The sequence below is a fragment of the Devosia polycyclovorans genome (assembly GCF_042181575.1).
Taxonomy (GTDB): domain Bacteria; phylum Pseudomonadota; class Alphaproteobacteria; order Rhizobiales; family Devosiaceae; genus Devosia; species Devosia polycyclovorans.
The window spans coordinates 665,234-681,428 of the sequence record NZ_CP170082.1 but is presented as its reverse complement, the minus strand read 5'-3'; the positions used below and the strand labels follow the sequence as shown (position 1 = coordinate 681,428).

Below are 16,195 nucleotides of genomic sequence, written 5' to 3'. Positions count from 1 at the left end.
GGTTGGCGCTGCAAGCCATGGTGGTACGGTAGCGATCGGGCCCGCCGGGTCGGCTAAAGCACGCTGGTGGCGCCGCACTCCATTGGACACGCCGCATAGGCAAAGGGCGCCTTGCGGCGCCCCGTTCAAACTCACATGCGAAAAAAGGGCCGGCCGTTAGCCGTCCATCTTGGCGCCGGAGACCACGGCATGCAGGTCGATCAGCCCGACCATGCGGCTATCATGGGTGACGATGCCGTTGAGGAGTTCCGTGTCGATCGAATTGCCCTCGGGCACATTGTGGATTTCGTCGCGATTGACGGTGAGAATGTCGCTGACCGCATCGACCAGGATGCCGACCCATTTGTCACCCACGCTCATCACCACCACCACATGGTTCTTGGTGGGCGAGGTCTGGCCATCACCGAAGCGGGCGCGCAAGTCGAAGATCGGCACGATGGTGCCGCGCAGATTGATCACGCCGCGCACGAATTCGCGGGTATTGGGCAAGGGCGTTGCACCGTTCCAGGCGCGGATCTCGCGCACCGTGGTGATCTCCACGCCATAGGTCTGTTCGCCGATCGAAAAGGCGATCAATTGCAGGGTGTTCTGACCGGCCGCGGCGGTCTTGTCGCTCATGTCATCGCGAAGGCTCAGCGCTTCCATCTTTCTCGCCTTTTCATCCCGCCCGTCCTGGGCGCTTTCTTCCAGTCTAATGCGTCAATCGACGCCAATGTGTTAACGGGCTCCGCGGTGCGGCCCTTAGGCCGCGTTCTGATGCAGATGGGTGGTTCTGAGCCCCTGCACATCCACGATCAGCGCCACATTGCCGTCGCCCAGGATGGTGCCGCCGGCGATGCCGTCCACGCTCTCGAAATTCTCCTCGAGCGATTTGATGACCACCTGCTGCTGGCCGATGATGTCGTCCACCACCAGTGCCACCTTCTGGTTGCCCTCGGCCTCGCACAGGACCACGAACTGGTCGTCCGGGTTCTGCTGGCTGGTGAGCTCGAAGCGCTGCGCCAGGTCGATGACCTGCACATATTCGCCCCGCACCTGCAGCACGCGTCCGCCCGAAGGCACGCGCTCGAAGCTGGCCCGGCTGCATTGTATGGTTTCCACGATCGAGGAAAGCGGCACCACATAGGGACCGCCACCCACCTTGACCAGCATGACGTCGAGCACGGCCAGGGTCAGTGGCAGCCGCAGGGTCATGCGCGTGCCCTTGCCTGTCCAGCTGCGCACATGCACCGAGCCGCCGATCTTCTTGATATTGGAAAGCACCACATCCATGCCCACGCCGCGGCCCGAAATATCGCTCACGGCCTCAGCAGTCGAAAAGCCCGGAGCAAAGATCAGCTGATCGATCTGCTCGTCGGTGGGGGTGACGTCGGGGGCGACAATGCCCTTATCCCGCGCCAGGCCCAGCACGCGCTCGCGATTGATGCCGGCGCCATCATCCTCGACGATGATCAGGATATTGCCGCCCGCCTGCTCAGCCGAAAGGCGGATGGTGCCCGATTCCGGCTTGCCGGCGGCAAGGCGCTTTTCCGGGCTCTCAATGCCATGGTCCGCCGAATTACGGATCATATGGGTGAGCGGATCGGATAGCTGCTCGATGACAGTCTTGTCGATCTCGGTATTCTCACCAATCGTTTCAAGCTTGATTTTCTTGGACGTTTTGGTGGCCAGTTCGCGCACCAGGCGCGGCATACGGCTGAACACCGATTTCACCGGCTGGGCGCGGATCGCCATCACCGAATCCTGCAGGCCTCGCGTGGTCTGGGCGAGCACCTCAAGACCGCGCACCAATTCGGTATAGCGGGCGCGCAGGGTTTCATCCATCTGCTGGGTCAGCATGGACTGGGTGATGACCAGTTCGCCCACCATGTTGACCACTCGGTCCACCTTGTCGAGATCGACGCGGATCGACTGCACGCCGACCGAACGGCCGCCGCTCTCTTCGCTGTCGCTGGCAACACCTGCGGCAGGCCTGGCGGCGGGCGCCACTGTTGGTGCGGCCGCAGCAGCCGACTTTTCGGGCTTGGCCGCGGGCGCCGTCGCGATCTCGTCGGCCAGAGCCGCAAAGCTGAGGCCGGGCGCTTCCTCGAAATTGTCCTGCTGGCCCACTTCGGCTTGCGGCGGCTCTGGCGCGAAGCTGGCGAGGGGCGCAACCGGCTCTGCGGGGGCCGCCACCTCTTCTTCGGTCAGCGCCAATAGGCTCGACAGGTCCGGCTCATCGCTGGCCGCGGTGACGGCGGTTTCGGCACCAGCGTCGGCTTCCTGGGTGAAGCCGGGAACGGCGCCGGCCTGGGCAATGACGATATCGCAATCGCCATCGACAAATTCGAACACTTCGCGAATGGCATCTTCGGCCAGGCCCGGCGCCACCAGGGTGATTTCCCAGGCGCAATAGACGCCGAAGGGCTCGAAATCGGAAAGCGGCGGCACCTGGTCCAGGATCGCCCGTACCTTCATCTCGCCCAGCGCCGCCAGTTCGCGGAACAGCAGCAGCGGATCATTGGCCCGGGCGTAGAGCGCGCGATGCGGCGTGAAGCGGATCTCCCACTGCCCCTCGGCGGCGGTCATCGGGGGTGCTTCGAAGACGTCTTCCACCGGCGCCTCGCCGTCGGCCTTGGGAGCATCAAGGTTGACCATGACCGGGGTGAAGTCGATGTCGAACTCCTCGACGATCTCCCCGTCCGTCTCACCCTCGCCGGTGCCGTCCGATGCCGTTTCACCAAGGGCCAGGGCATCGAAGCGGGCCTTTTCCTCGGCGCCATAATCGGCCGGCAGGTCCTCGCCCGACTGGGCAGCGTTGACATGGTCGGCGACAATATCGTTGGCGCGGATGCACAGCACCACGACATCGTCGGTCAATTCGATCCGGCCGTCGCGCACATAGTCGAGCAGGGTCTCGTAAGCATGGGCGAAGCCCACCAGTGCGGTAAAGCCAAAGGCCCCGGCGCCGCCCTTGATCGAGTGAATGGCACGGAACACGGCATTGAGGCGGTCTGCCCCGCGCTCGCCCTCTTCAATGGCGGCAAACTGTTCCTCGAGCTCGGTCAGAAGCTCGGAGCATTCGTCGAAATAGGTGGCCTTGAAGTCGTCGAGATCACTCATTCTTACGCTTTCAACCCTTCTGGGCCCGGACTGTTCTTGGTTTAGTGCACGACGCGATTGATGACCGAAATCAGCTTTTCCGGGTCGAATGGCTTGACGATCCAGCCGGTACCGCCGGCGGCCTTGCCCTGGTCGCGTTTGTCCTGGCTGGTCTCGGTGGTCAGGATGAGGATGGGAAGGGAATTGTGCTGACCGGTGGCTCGGACGTTCTTGATGAACTCGATCCCGTCCATCACCGGCATGTTGATGTCGGTGATCACCACGTCCACATCCTGGCTCCTGAGCACATCCAGGCCCTGCTTGCCGTCTTCGGCCTGCAGCACCTCGAAGCCGGCATTGCTCAGCGTGTGATGCAGCATGGCCAGGATGGTCCTGGAATCGTCGACCGTAAGTACCCGCAGCGTCATTGTCTCATCATCCCTGAAAGCTGGGCATCAAGGCCCAGCCGCTCGATCGCGGCGCTCATGGCCGCGCTCGGCGCTTCAATAGTAAACTCAAAATGGTGTCTCCGGGCTGTCTCGGCGGCGCTGATCAGCAGCAGCAGCGCATTGGTCGAAACCCGCTCGACCGCTCCGGCCTGGACCGCGACCGGTCCCTCTTCCAGGGCGTCGATCAACTGGTCGCGAATGCCATCGATCGAATCAAGGTCGATGATTTCAGGCAAGGCGACCGTCTGCAGGGTTTGCTTGGCCATTTCGTAAAGGTGCCCCCGGAGTTTTCTCCAAGCTGCATATTCAGCCCCAACGGTTTAAGAATTGCTAACTATGAGGCGTGCCCGAAGGGACGGAGCGCTCCAGTGGAGCGAACCGAGCCGAATAGGCCTTGAGAGCTACGCTCGAAAGGCTGGGCGTCCGCATCGCGGCCAAACGCGCCAGTGGCGCGGTTGGAGGGTCATAGGCCCGAAGAGCTACGCTCGCAGGGCAGCTCGTAGCGCAGCTCACAGGGCTTGGCCGCACCTCCGACCCCAACACAATCCTTGCTCCCGCCCTCACACGGGGTTATCGCAGGCGCGATACCAGAACTGGACCGCCCCATGCCCTCAAAGATCGCCCTGACCGGCCTTGCCCGTGACCTCGCCCAGCGCGCCGCAGACGGCAAGACCATTCGCGTCGGGGTGATCGGCTCGGGCGAGATGGGCACCGATCTCGTCACCCAGATGAGCCTGATGACCGGCATCGAAATGGCGGCCATCGCCACCCGCCGGCCCCATACTGCGCTCGATGCCATGACCATCGCCTATGGCGAGGACACGATGGGCAAGGTCTGCGACACGCCCGGCGCCGCCACCGCAGCCATCGAGGCGGGCAAGATTGCCATCACCTCGGCCGAGACGCTGGTCACCACCCCCAATATCGATGTGGTGATCGACGCCACCGGCAAGCCGGGCGTCGCCGCCGATTACGACCTGCTGGCCATGGAACATGGCAAGCATCTGGTGATGATGAATGTCGAGGCCGACGTGACCATCGGGCCATACCTCAAGGCCCAGGCCGACAAGCTCGGCGTGGTGTATTCGGTGGGTGCCGGGGACGAGCCGAGCTCCTGCATGGAACTGATCGAATTCGTGTCGGCCCTTGGCCTCGACATCGTTGCTGCCGGCAAGGGCAAGAACAATCCCTTGAAGCATGATGCCGTCCCCGACGACTATCGCGAGGAAGCCACGCGTCGCAAGATGAACCCGCGCATGCTGGTCGAGTTCGTCGATGGCTCCAAGACCGCGGTAGAAATGACCGCCATTGCCAATGCCACCGGCCTTGTTCCCGACGTGCCGGGCATGCACGGTCCGTCCACCGATCGTGACGACATGGCAAAGGTACTCATTCCCAAAGCCGATGGCGGCATTCTCAATTCGTCTGGCGTCGTGGATTTCACGATTGGCAAGGGCGTGGCGCCGGGTGTGTTCGTCATCGTCAAGGCCACTCATCCGCGCATCATCGAGCGCATGGATGATCTGCACATCGGGCACGGGCCCTATTACGGCTTCTTCCGGCCCTATCACCTGACCAGCCTCGAAGTCCCGCTGACCTGCGCCCGCATCATGCTCACCGGCAAGCCGGACATGGTCCCCCTGCCCCGCCCGGTGGCCGAAGTCTGCGCCGTCGCCAAGCGCGATCTGCAGCCCGGCGAGGCGCTCGATGCCATTGGCGAGACCTGCTATCGCTCCTTTGCCATGACCGTCACCGATGCCCGCGCCGCCGGCGCCCTGCCGGTGGGTCTGCTCGAAGGCGGCAAGGTGACGGCGCCGGTGAAAAAGGGGGAACTCATCACCAGCGCGAACGCCCAACCGGACGTGACGACCCGGCTCTTTGCCCTCCGGCAGGAGCAGGATCGTATGCTTCGGCTCTCCGTCTAGGCGGCCGCGTAGCAGACCGCCTGCAGCTTGTTGCCATCGGGGTCGCGCACATAGGCGGCGAAATAGTTCGGCCCGTAATGCGGGCGCGGTCCCGGCGCGCCTTCGTCGCTGCCACCATGTTGTAGAGCCAGCGCGTGAAACTGCTCCACCTGCGCCGCGCTCTCGGCGATCAGCGCGACATGGGTGCCATTGCCCCAGGTCGCAGGCCGCCCGTCTTCCGGGGTGTAGAGGTAGATCGTGGGCATCTGCCCGTTCTTTTCATAAGCCAGCGGCTTTTCCGGCGGCTTGGCAAGGCGCTCGAACCCCAGCACGCCGAGCACGGCATCGTAAAAGGCCGCCGAACGGGTCTTGTCATTGGTTCCCAGGGTGATGTGGCTGATGATGGACATGTCGGCCTCCTTTCAACTTCTGCACGTGCTTGCGCAGCTAATCTCGCCCTGCGCCAGACCCTGTCAGCAGCGCCGGACGCTCACTCTTTCTCCACTTCCTCGGCCAGCGGCAGCGGGTAGCGCCGCCTTTGTGGCGGCAGGCGATGCAATATGGTGCCCATAACCACCAGCAGCAGGCAGGCCAGGAACAGCACGACAAACAGGGTCAGCGCGTCCACCCGGCCGGTCAGCGTCAACAGGGGGATGGCCGCCGCCGGTGGATGGGTGACGCGCAGCGCCAGCATGATCAGCATCACGACGCCCACGCAGAGCGTTGCCAGCCAGAACGGTTCGGGCACCACGGACATCGCCAGCACCGCCACCACCGTGCCAATGAGATAGCCGGCAAAGATATTGATCGGCTGCGCATTGGGCGATTCAGGTTGCCCGAAAATCACCAGCGCCGTAGGGGCCAGCGGCGCCAGCAGCAGGGGCAGGCCCGTAACCGCCGATAGATAGCCGATCAAGGTAACCGCCGCTGCCGTGGCTGCCGCAGACTTGGCATGTACCCGCCAATCCTTGCGGGGTTCGTGCCGGGCCATGAAACGGGCAATCAGGGGGTGCATTGGTCAACTGCGCAGGAAAAAGGGGTCTGCCCATATAGGCAAACCCCGTCCGTGCTGTCAGCCCTTGGAGACGCCAGCGCAGCGCCTGCTGGTAAAACCTAGCCGTGTATGGCGATCTTTCCCTTGCGGCCCGGCACGCCGCTGGCTGTCACGGCTTCCGCGATGGCATCGATCGGATAGCTGGCCTCGATCGCCATCTTGAGTTTTCCCTGCGCGGCATCGGCAACCAGTTCGCCGAGCAATTGGCCGATCCGCTCCGGCTTGACTGGTGGGTTAGCGGCCCAGAAGCCTTTGACCGTGATGCCGCGAAACAAGAGATCGCCAGCAGAGATTTCCAGCGGACGGGCCGTCATGGCTCCAAAGCTGATCAACTCGGCACCATCGCTGAGGATGCTCAGCAACTGCGCCGCCCCCTTGCCGCCCAGAGATTCAACGCCCCGCACGATCGGCGCACCACCGGTGATGGCACGCGCCTTTTCCTGCCAAGCCTCGCCTTCTGTCGCGACCACGGTGTCGAACCCGAGTGCTGCCATCTCCTGGACAGCCTCCGCCCGGCGCACCAGCCCGAGCACCTTGATGCCCAAGGCGGCGCCGTACTGCGCAACCAGCTTGCCCACCGCTCCATTGGCGGCGTTGAGCGCAATCCACTGTCCCGCCTCGACGCCCAGCGTATCGAGCAGCATCTTGGCGCTGAGCGGCATGGAGACGAGCTGACAGGCCGTGGCATCGTCGACGCTGTCAGGGACCGGAACAACCCGGCGCGCATCGGCAAGATAATATTCGGCCCAGCTGTTCTGAGCGCCGCCGGCAACCCGCTGCCCGACTTGCAGGTTCTCGACACCCTCGCCCAGCACCTCGACAACGCCGACGGCCTCGGTTCCCGGCACCGCCGGAAGCGCGGGCTTGTGACCATATTGGCCGGCAATGGTCATCAAGTCGTGATTGTGCACGGGCGAGAGCACCATGCGCACCAGGACCTCGCCTGGCCCGGGCTCCGGGCGCGCACTTTCCTCTGTGGTGAGGACGGTTTCGGGCTTGCCGAACTCGGTGTAGACGGCGCGCTTCATGTTCATCTCCGTTGTCATGTGCGGCAGAGATAGGCGAGCTGACGCTTACGTCAACCTTGCCACGCCGAATTCTCTTCGCTAATTCCTGATCAATAAAGTCAGGATAGACAATGCCCGAGACCACCGCCCAATCCCGCGTCATCCAGCGCCTCCGCCACGACACCAGGCTTCGCCTGCTGACGGTGTCCGGGATCACGGATATCACGCCTCTGATGCGCCGCATCCGCCTCAACGGTGACATGACCGGCTTTGTCTCACCCGGCCATGCCGACCACATCAAGGCCTTCTTTTTCCCCGACGGCACGCCGCACCAATTGCCGCCAGTGGGCCCCAATGGCGCCCAGTTCCCGCCCGGCACCCGGCGCGAGATGCGCGATTACACCCCGCGCTTCTGGAGCGTGGATGAGGGCTGGATCGACCTCGATTTCGTGCTGCATGGTGACGGCCCCGCCTCGGGCTGGGCTGCGGCGGCGCAATCGGGCGATACGCTGGTGATCGGCGGACCGCGGGGTAGCCAGCTAGTGCCGATCGCCTTCGACTGGTATCTGCTGGCCGGCGACGAAACCGCTCTGCCCGCCATCGGTCGCCGCATTGAGGAATTGCCCGAGGGCTCGCCGGTGCTCGCCATCATTGAGGTCGAGAACGAGGCCGAACAACAGACCTTTGCAACCCGGGCCAATCTCACGCTGCAATATGTGCACCGCAATGGCGCCGCTGCCGGGACCACCAGCCTCGTCCGCGACGCGGTGGCCGCCGCCATTTTTCCGCAAGGGGACGCCTATGCCTATGTCGCTGGCGAAGTGAACATGGCCCGCGCCGTAAAGGCGCATCTGCTTGAGGAACGCGGCTTCAACCCCGAATGGGTCAAGGCCGCCGGCTATTGGCATCTGGGCATCGCCGACGCACAAGAGGATCACTGACTTCGAGCCCTCCCGCAGGGGAAATCGCGCCAGTGGCGCGATTTAAGGCGAGAAGGCCGCGAGAGCTAAGTTCGAGAGGCAGGGCCGTCCCGCAGGGGCTCGAGAGCTATGCTCGGAACTCAGATATTCACGCTCGCGCTGAACAGTCCCACGCTCTGCAATGGGGTGGTCCGGGCGGCCCACGAAATGACCAGCGCCGATGGATTGCCGGAACAGCCCAGTGATGAGGCAGAGAACCGCAGTTCTATTGCGGTTGCCCGCCCACGAATTGCACGGCCTTGGCGCCCCCGGCAATGCCCGCTGCCAGACAAGCGTCCACGCTTTCCCCGCGCAGCAACGCCGCAACGAAGCCTGCCGCAAAGGCGTCGCCTGCCCCCGTGGTGTCGACCACTTTGACCACTGGCGCAGCCTGGCTGAACGCCTCGCCATCGCGCCCGCCCAGCGCCGCCCCGAACTGGCCGCGCTTGATCACGACATGGGAAAACTGCTCGCCCAGCACGCGCATCTGGGCGTCGAACTCAGCCTGTCCGGACAAGAGTTCCGCTTCGCTCTCATTGGCGAACAGCCATTCGGCCTGGCCCACCCAATCGAGGAAGAGCTGTGGTCCAACCTCTTGAAGAAACCCTGTCGAGGCCGGGTCAATGGCGACCGGCACACCTTTGGACCGCGCGGCCCTGAGCAATCCCTTGACGGCAATTCGCGGTCCCGCGGCAAAGAAGCTATAGCCCGAGACCAGCACCAGCCCGACACCCTCGAGCAGGGTTTCCGGCAGGTCGTCCGTACCAAGGTTGAGATTGGCGCCGCGATCGGTCAGAAAACTGCGCTCACCCGAGGGATCCAGGATTGTCACCAGCACACCGGAGGGCAGGTCGGGATCGCCAGCCAGTACCGGCACGACACCCCGACCGCGGAAATAGTTCTCATACATGGCACGATCGCTGGTCCCGACCCGGGCGGCAAACAGCACGCCGGCCCCAGCTGCCCCCAACCAGACGGCCTGGTTTGCGCCCGAACCGCCCGGCCGGTTGCGAATCTCGGCCCGCCGGTCCGAGCCGGGCACGATGGGTCCTTCGGGCCGCACGATGATGTCGGTCATCACATCGCCGACCACCAATACTCGCGCGGTCATGCCAGGCGCGTTGTCCGCAAGGCCGAAAGCGCCACGGCGATCTCGGCAGCAACCCTGGCGTTGTTCTTGACCAGCGCGATATTGCTCTCCAGCGACTTGCCACCGGTCAACTCGAAGATGCGCTGCAACAGGAAGGGCGTCGTCGCCTTGCCCTTGATGCCCTGCGTCTCTGCATCGGCCAGCGCCTGGGCAATAAAGCTTTCAATGGCCGAGGCCTCCCAGGCATCGGCCTCGGGGATGGGATTGGCGATCAAGACACCACCCATATCCAGATCAGACTGGATGGCCAGGATCGCGGCGGCCTCCTCGGCATTTTCGACCCGCTGATCGACCATGTGCCCGCTGGTGCGCGCCCAGAAGGCAGGAAAGTCTTCGGTGCCGAAGCCGAGCACCGGCACGCCATTGGTTTCGAGCACTTCGAGCGTCTTGGCGATATCGAGGATCGACTTGGCGCCTGCGCAGATCACTGCCACCGGCGTGCGTCCCAGCTCCTCAAGGTCGGCCGAAATATCGAAGCTGTCTTCGGCGCCCCGATGCACCCCGCCAATGCCGCCCGTGGCAAAGATGCGGATGCCCGCCAGTGCGGCGATCTGCATGGTCGTGGCAACCGTCGTGCCGGCCAGAACCTTGCGGGCCAGGAGGTTGGCAAGATCGCGCCGGCTGGCTTTGGCCGCCGAATGACCTTCCTCGGCAAGGCGCTTGAGGTCATCGCCCGAAATGCCCACGCACAGCCGTCCGTCCATGATGGCTATGGTGGCCGGTACCGCACCATTGTCACGCACCACGGCCTCCACCTCTTGCGCCATCGCCAGGTTCTGCGGATAGGGCATGCCGTGGGTGATGATGGTGGATTCAAGCGCCACCACCGGCTTGCCGGCAGCCAGTGCGGCTTCGACTTCGCTGGATACGGACAGATAGGCTTTTGCACTCATAAGATAGACAACTCCAGAACAGCAGGTGGCGCAGAGCGCGACCGTGAATTGGCCGAGCTTGTGCGCCCCGGCAACTATGTGGTCAAGTCCCGCAAAAATCTGCGGCGGCATAGCCTTGTCGGGCCTTAGGTTTGACGATAATTTGCCTCAGTCTTTTGAGAGGGAAAGGTCTGTTCGCTGGTGAGATCCATGATTGACGGCGCGCCGGACGCGCCTCGATACGCCCCCGCTTCGGGGTTGATCGCAGCGAATGACCCAGGCGCAAGTCAGCGCCGCCCTTTGGCGCATATCCAGTTCAGTTTCATCCCATTTCCGGGGTCTCCAAGATGAGGCTCCGGGGTTGAGCCGCGGCTCTTTCCGCGAAACCGGCGCCCGCCGCCTCGAACCGGTGGTCCCATTGGACACCAATCGCCTCTACCAATTCCCCTGAGGAGACCCTACTGATGAAAAAGTCGCTCGCCATTGCCCTTGGCGCTGTTCTGGCTGCGAGCCCTGCCTTTGCGCAGGAGGAGCCGGTGCTCAACGTCTACAATTGGTCCGACTATATTGCCGAGGACACCATCGCCAATTTCGAGGCGGAAACCGGCATCAAGGTCAATTACGACGTCTACGACAATAACGAGATCGTCGACGCCAAGCTGCTCGCCGGCAATTCCGGATATGACATCGTCGTCCCCTCCGGCAACTTCCTCGAGCGCCAGATTCAGGCCGGCCTGATCCTCGAACTCGACAAGTCCAAGCTGACCAATCTGGGCAACCTCGACCCCGCCGTGATGGCAACCGCCGCCAAGCAGGACCCGGACAATGCCCATGCCGTGCCCTATATGATCAACACCATCGGCCTGGGCTACAACACCGCCAAGGTGACCGAGGCCCTGGGCCCCGATGCGGATCTGGAAAGCTGGGACCTGCTGTTCAAGCCCGAAGTCGTCGAGAAGCTCGCCGGCTGCGGCGTCGCCGTGCTCGATAGCCCCTCTGAAGTGATGGGCATTGCCCTGCACTATCTCGGCCTCGACCCCAATTCCGAGAGTGAGGAAGACCTGGCAGCAGCCGAAGCGCTGATGAATTCCATCAAGCCCTCGATCCGCTATTTCCACTCCTCGCAATATATCGACGATCTGGGCAATGGCGAAATCTGCCTGGCACTGGGCTATTCGGGTGACATCTTCATCGCCGCCGATGCCGCCGCAGCGGCCGGACAGGGCGTTGAGGTGACCTACCTGATCCCCAAGGAAGGCGCGGCCACCCTGTTTGACTTCCTGGCCATTCCCGCCGATGCGCCGCATCCGGAAAATGCGCACTTGTTCATTGACTACATCCTGCGTCCCGAAGTGGTTGCCGAGATCACCAACTACGTGTTCTACGCCAACCCCAACCTGCCGGCGCTGGAATTCGTGGATGAAGAGGTCAAGTCGAACCCGGGCATTTACCCGCCCGCCGAGACCATCGAAAAGGCCTTTGTGATGCAGGCACACTCCCCCGATTACGAGGAAGTGCTGACCCGCACCTGGACCCGCATCAAAACCGGCCAGTAATCCTGTTCAGCCGGGGGTGGTCCGCCGCCCCCGGCTCCAAACTGCTTCAGAGAGCGCACATGGCCAAAAAGCCCCAACTCGCCATCGATACGCGTCCATGGCGCGACACGGCCAACAACAAGCCCTTTGTGCGGATCAGAAACGTCTCAAAGAAATTCGGCGACATCATCGCCGTCGACGATGTTTCGCTCGACATCTACAAATCCGAGCTGTTCTGTCTGCTTGGCGGCTCGGGCTCGGGCAAGTCGACCTTGCTGCGCATGCTGGCGGGCTTTGAAAATCCCACCTCCGGCGCCATAGAGATCGACGGTCAGGATATGACGGCCGTGCCGCCCTATGATCGGCCGGTCAATATGATGTTCCAGTCCTATGCGCTGTTCCCGCATATGTCGGTCGAACAGAACATCGCCTATGGCCTCAAACGCGATGGCCTGCCCCGCGCCGAGATCAATGCCCGCGTCGAAGAACTGCTCGCACTGGTCAAGCTCGAGGATTATGGCAAACGCAAGCCGCATCAATTGTCCGGCGGCCAGCGCCAGCGCGTGGCCCTGGCCCGGGCCCTTGCCAAGCGGCCCAAGCTGCTGCTGCTCGACGAACCCCTCGGCGCGCTGGACAAGAAGCTGCGCGAGGAAACCCAGTTCGAGTTGGTCAAGATCCAGGAAAGCCTTGGCGTCACCTTCATCGTGGTCACCCATGACCAGGAAGAGGCCATGACGCTCGCCACCCGCATCGGGGTGATGAACCAGGGCGAGATCGTCATGGTGGGCGAGCCCACCGACATCTACGAATTCCCCAATTCGCGCTTTGTCGCCAATTTCATTGGCTCGGCCAATATGGTTGAAGGCGTCGTCTCCGAGGACGAGCCCGACCATATCCGCATCCGCTCAAGCGAACTGGGCTGCGATATCTATGTCGGGCATGGCGTCGATTGCGCGCCCGAACAGCGTCTCTGGTGGGCCATCCGCCCCGAAAAAATGGTCCTGAGCCGCGAGAAACCCGCAGGTCTGAATGGCGCCAATGTCGCCACCGGCATTGTCGAGGAGATTGCCTATCTGGGCGATATCTCGGTTTACCAGATCGCGCTGGAAAGCGGTAAGCGCCTTCGCGTCAGCCAGACCAATTCGGTGCGCGGCAACCCCGACGCCATCACCTGGGAAGAAACCGTCTATGTCAGCTGGGACGAAGACGCCGGCTCGGTGCTGACCTCATGACGACCGCCCGCGATCCCACCATCCCCCCGCCGCGGCGGCTCAAGCCCTGGAATGCCGTCGAGCGTGGCCTGGCCCGGGTCGGCATTACCGGCCGCATGCTGGTGCTGATCGCGCCGCTGCTCTGGCTGTTGGTCTTCTTTCTGGTGCCCCTGGCGGTGGTGTTCGGCATTTCGCTGACCAGCAAGCAATTCGGCCGCCCGCCCTACACGCCGCTGTTGACCAGCGAAGACGGCATGGTGCAGCTGACCCTGCATCTGAATAACTATATCCGCCTGTTCACCGACAATCTTTATGTCGCGGCCTATCTCAGTTCGATCCGCATCGCGGCCATTGCCACTATTATCACGCTTCTGGTCGGCTACCCGATGGCCTATGCCATTGCCCGCGCACCCGATCGCTGGCGCAATATCCTGCTCATGCTGGTGGTGCTGCCCTTCTTCACGTCCTTCCTGCTGCGCGTCTATGCGTTGACAGGTTTCATGCGCGGCAATGGCGTGATCAACCAGTTCCTGGGACTGTTCGGCGTTGAGCCTTTGGTGATGATGCAGACAGATTTCGCGGTCTATGTGGGCATTGTTTACACCTATCTGCCCTTCATGATCCTGCCGCTCTACACCACGCTGGTGAAGCTCGACGTTTCGCTGTTCGAAGCCTCGGCCGACCTGGGCGCGCGGCCCATTCACACTTTCCTTTTCGTCACCCTGCCGCTCTCGCTGCCCGGCATCATTGCCGGCTCGATGCTGGTGTTCATTCCGGCCATTGGTGAATTCGTCATTCCCTCGCTGCTGGGCGGACCGGAAACGCTGATGATCGGCCGGGTCCTCTGGGACGAATTCTTCAGCGCCACCAATTGGCCGCGCGCCTCGGCCGTAGCGGTGGCCATGCTGGTCGTGGTGGTGGTGCCTATCATGCTGTTGCAACGCGCCCAGGGCGCAGTGGTGGAGAAATAGCATGCGTCGGGGCTGGTTCCTTCCCATCGCCGCGGCCTTGGGCTTCTCGTTTCTCTACGCGCCCATCGTTTCGCTGGTCATCTTCTCGTTCAATGAATCGAGCCTGGTCACCGTCTGGTCCGGTTTCTCGACCAAATGGTACGGCGCGCTGTTCTCCGATCCGCAATTGCTCGGGGCCGCCTGGCTGAGCCTGCAAATCGCCGCGCTCAGCGCCAGCATTGCCCTGGTCCTGGGGACGCTGGCTGCCGTGGCGCTGGTGCGTTTTCGCCGGTTCAGGGGAAGAACGCTGTTCGCCGGCATGGTTTCGGCCCCATTGGTCATGCCCGACGTGATCACCGGCCTTTCGCTGCTGCTGCTCTTCGTGGCCATGGAAGGCTTTCTGGGCTGGCCGCAAGGCCGTGGCATGCTGACCATCGTTATCGCTCACGCCACCTTCTGCACCGCCTATGTCTGTGTCGTGGTGCAGTCGCGCCTGTCCGACTTTGACCGTAGTCTCGAAGAAGCAGCCATGGACCTGGGCGCTTCGCCGGTGCGCACCTTCTTCGATGTCACCCTTCCCATCATCGCCCCGGCGCTGGTCTCGGGCTGGCTGCTGGGTTTCACCCTCTCGCTCGACGATCTGGTCATCGCCAGCTTTGTTTCAGGCCCCGGCTCCTCGACCCTGCCCATGGTGATCTTCTCCAAGGTGCGCCTGGGCGTCTCGCCCGACGTCAATGCCCTGGCGACCATCATCATCGGCATTGTTGCCCTGGGCGTACTGGCCGCAACCATTGTTCAGCTGCGCAGTAAGCCGAAAAACCGACAAGTCTAGAGCCCGAATTTTTCGTGACTGGACAGGCCCGGGAAACACGGGCAAGCTCGGCCCATGTTCAATCAAAGCAAAGGAGGTGATCCAGTGTCTTATGAGATTTTGGCTCTTGAGGAAGGTCTGGGTTTTCATGTGTCGGGCGGGAGTGATCTCGGCTAGAACACATGCCTCCCGGCCAGTTCGAGGCCGATAAGCTCAGGAAGGGCCGTTCGCAGGAACGGCCCTTTTCTGTTGCGCGGTTGACCACCAGCGCAGCCCGAGGCTTGACGGCAGCGCTCAACCCATTGATACCGCTGACCGACCAATCCTAGGGAGGCCCGCCTTGTCCTCGGCCAATTTCGTTCTGACCCTTTCCTGCACCGACCGGCCCGGCATCGTCGCCGCCGTGACCACCGAGCTGGCGGCGCTCAAGGCCAATATCGCCGAGAGCAATCAGTTCTGGGACCGCGAGACTGGCCGCTTCTTCATGCGCCTGGCCTTCGCTGCACCGGACGGCGTCAACCGCGAAAACATCGAAAAGGCGCTTAAATCGCCCATCGAACGCTTCGACATGAAAACCGCGCTCAGCGACGAAAGCCACAGGAAGCGCGTCGTCATCATGGTCAGTAAATTCGACCACACGCTGCTGCACCTGCTTTACCAGATACGCGTCGGCTGGCTCGATGCCGAGGTCGCCGCTATCGTCTCCAACCATGAAGACGCCCGCAAGATTGCGGAAGACGCCGGTGTACCCTTCCATTATCTGCCCGTCACCAAAGATACCAAACCCGCCCAGGAAGCCCAGGTGCTCGAGATCGTCAAATCCACCGGTGCCGATCTGGTGGTGCTCGCCCGCTATATGCAGGTGCTCTCGGACAATCTGTCCACGCGCCTGTTCGGACAGGTGATCAATATTCACCACTCCTTCCTGCCCAGCTTCAAGGGCGCCAAGCCCTATCACCAGGCCCATGAGCGTGGCGTCAAGATCATCGGCGCGACGGCACACTACGTGACCCCGGATCTCGATGAAGGCCCGATCATCGAGCAGGAAACCGCCCGTGTCACCCACGCCATGAGCCCCGATGACCTGGTCGCCGCAGGCCGCGACATCGAAAGCCGCGTTCTCGCCCGCGCCGTCAAGCTGCACCTGGAAAGCCGGGTGATGTTGAACGGGAAGAAAACGGTGGTGTTCGGCTGACGCGCGCCAGGAAGACC

16 protein-coding genes are annotated in these 16,195 nt (G+C 62.8%); 7 read left to right on the top strand and 9 right to left on the bottom strand.

The annotated features are described in order from the left end of the window. Positions 1-156: 156 nt before the first annotated feature. The 4 genes from ACE4RL_RS03475 to ACE4RL_RS03460 form a co-directional block, all read right to left on the bottom strand. Positions 157-645, bottom strand: a complete 489-nt coding sequence (locus ACE4RL_RS03475) for a chemotaxis protein CheW (protein WP_375599138.1) — start codon at positions 643-645, stop codon at positions 157-159. A gap of 96 nt (positions 646-741) precedes the next feature. Continuing rightward, positions 742-3,102: a chemotaxis protein CheW gene (locus tag ACE4RL_RS03470; protein ID WP_375599137.1), complete on the bottom strand. Its 2,361-nt coding sequence runs from the start codon at positions 3,100-3,102 to the stop codon at positions 742-744. A gap of 41 nt (positions 3,103-3,143) precedes the next feature. Then, positions 3,144-3,509, bottom strand: a complete 366-nt coding sequence (locus ACE4RL_RS03465) for a response regulator (protein ID WP_165836720.1) — start codon at positions 3,507-3,509, stop codon at positions 3,144-3,146. Continuing rightward, positions 3,506-3,796, bottom strand: a complete 291-nt coding sequence (locus ACE4RL_RS03460; protein WP_375599136.1) for a lipid asymmetry maintenance protein MlaB — start codon at positions 3,794-3,796, stop codon at positions 3,506-3,508. Before ACE4RL_RS03460 ends, ACE4RL_RS03465 begins: the two co-directional genes overlap by 4 nt. A 339-nt stretch (positions 3,797-4,135) precedes the next feature. Between ACE4RL_RS03460 and ACE4RL_RS03455 the strand changes: the two genes are divergently transcribed. Beyond that, entirely contained in the window at positions 4,136-5,455 is a 1,320-nt protein-coding gene (locus ACE4RL_RS03455) for an NAD(P)H-dependent oxidoreductase (RefSeq protein WP_375599135.1), read from the top strand. On the opposite strand, the gene ACE4RL_RS03450 is transcribed toward ACE4RL_RS03455, so the two are convergent. The 3 genes from ACE4RL_RS03450 to ACE4RL_RS03440 all read right to left on the bottom strand — a co-directional run bounded on the left by ACE4RL_RS03450 (position 5,452) and on the right by ACE4RL_RS03440 (position 7,516). Next, positions 5,452-5,838, bottom strand: a complete 387-nt coding sequence (locus ACE4RL_RS03450) for a VOC family protein (RefSeq protein ID WP_375600230.1) — start codon at positions 5,836-5,838, stop codon at positions 5,452-5,454. The genes ACE4RL_RS03455 and ACE4RL_RS03450 overlap by 4 nt on opposite strands. A gap of 86 nt (positions 5,839-5,924) precedes the next feature. Beyond that, positions 5,925-6,449, bottom strand: coding sequence for an HPP family protein (locus tag ACE4RL_RS03445; RefSeq protein ID WP_375599134.1), 525 nt, complete (start codon positions 6,447-6,449; stop codon positions 5,925-5,927). 98 nt (positions 6,450-6,547) lie between these two features. Further along, on the bottom strand, positions 6,548-7,516 hold the full coding sequence (locus ACE4RL_RS03440; RefSeq protein WP_375599133.1) for a zinc-binding dehydrogenase: 969 nt from the start codon (positions 7,514-7,516) through the stop codon (positions 6,548-6,550). Positions 7,517-7,626: 110 nt separating this feature from the next. On the opposite strand from ACE4RL_RS03440, the gene ACE4RL_RS03435 reads away from it, so the two are divergent. After that, positions 7,627-8,436, top strand: coding sequence for a siderophore-interacting protein (locus tag ACE4RL_RS03435; RefSeq protein ID WP_375599132.1), 810 nt, complete (start codon positions 7,627-7,629; stop codon positions 8,434-8,436). Positions 8,437-8,680: 244 nt separating this feature from the next. Here ACE4RL_RS03435 and ACE4RL_RS03430 read toward each other — a convergent pair whose 3' ends face one another. Together ACE4RL_RS03430 and ACE4RL_RS03425 are read right to left on the bottom strand one after the other, a co-directional pair. Next, entirely contained in the window at positions 8,681-9,565 is an 885-nt protein-coding gene (locus ACE4RL_RS03430) for a carbohydrate kinase family protein (RefSeq protein ID WP_375599131.1), read from the bottom strand. After that, positions 9,562-10,497: a pseudouridine-5'-phosphate glycosidase gene (locus ACE4RL_RS03425; RefSeq protein WP_375599130.1), complete on the bottom strand. Its 936-nt coding sequence runs from the start codon at positions 10,495-10,497 to the stop codon at positions 9,562-9,564. Before ACE4RL_RS03425 ends, ACE4RL_RS03430 begins: the two co-directional genes overlap by 4 nt. Positions 10,498-10,940: 443 nt before the next feature. Between ACE4RL_RS03425 and ACE4RL_RS03420 the strand changes: the two genes are divergently transcribed. The 5 genes from ACE4RL_RS03420 to purU all read left to right on the top strand — a co-directional run bounded on the left by ACE4RL_RS03420 (position 10,941) and on the right by purU (position 16,178). Beyond that, positions 10,941-12,032 (top strand): polyamine ABC transporter substrate-binding protein, encoded by a 1,092-nt coding sequence (locus ACE4RL_RS03420; protein ID WP_375599129.1) that lies wholly within the window; start codon positions 10,941-10,943, stop codon positions 12,030-12,032. A gap of 59 nt (positions 12,033-12,091) precedes the next feature. Continuing rightward, positions 12,092-13,243: an ABC transporter ATP-binding protein gene (locus ACE4RL_RS03415; protein ID WP_375599128.1), complete on the top strand. Its 1,152-nt coding sequence runs from the start codon at positions 12,092-12,094 to the stop codon at positions 13,241-13,243. Beyond that, positions 13,240-14,193, top strand: a complete 954-nt coding sequence (locus ACE4RL_RS03410; protein ID WP_375599127.1) for an ABC transporter permease subunit — start codon at positions 13,240-13,242, stop codon at positions 14,191-14,193. The genes ACE4RL_RS03415 and ACE4RL_RS03410 overlap by 4 nt, the downstream gene beginning before the upstream one ends. A gap of 1 nt (position 14,194) precedes the next feature. Then, positions 14,195-15,004, top strand: coding sequence for an ABC transporter permease subunit (locus tag ACE4RL_RS03405; RefSeq protein WP_375599126.1), 810 nt, complete (start codon positions 14,195-14,197; stop codon positions 15,002-15,004). Positions 15,005-15,323: 319 nt separating this feature from the next. Further along, positions 15,324-16,178 carry a formyltetrahydrofolate deformylase gene (purU, locus tag ACE4RL_RS03400; protein ID WP_375599125.1) on the top strand — a complete coding sequence of 285 codons (855 nt, stop codon included), beginning with the start codon at positions 15,324-15,326 and terminating at the stop codon, positions 16,176-16,178. Positions 16,179-16,195 lie beyond the last annotated feature (17 nt).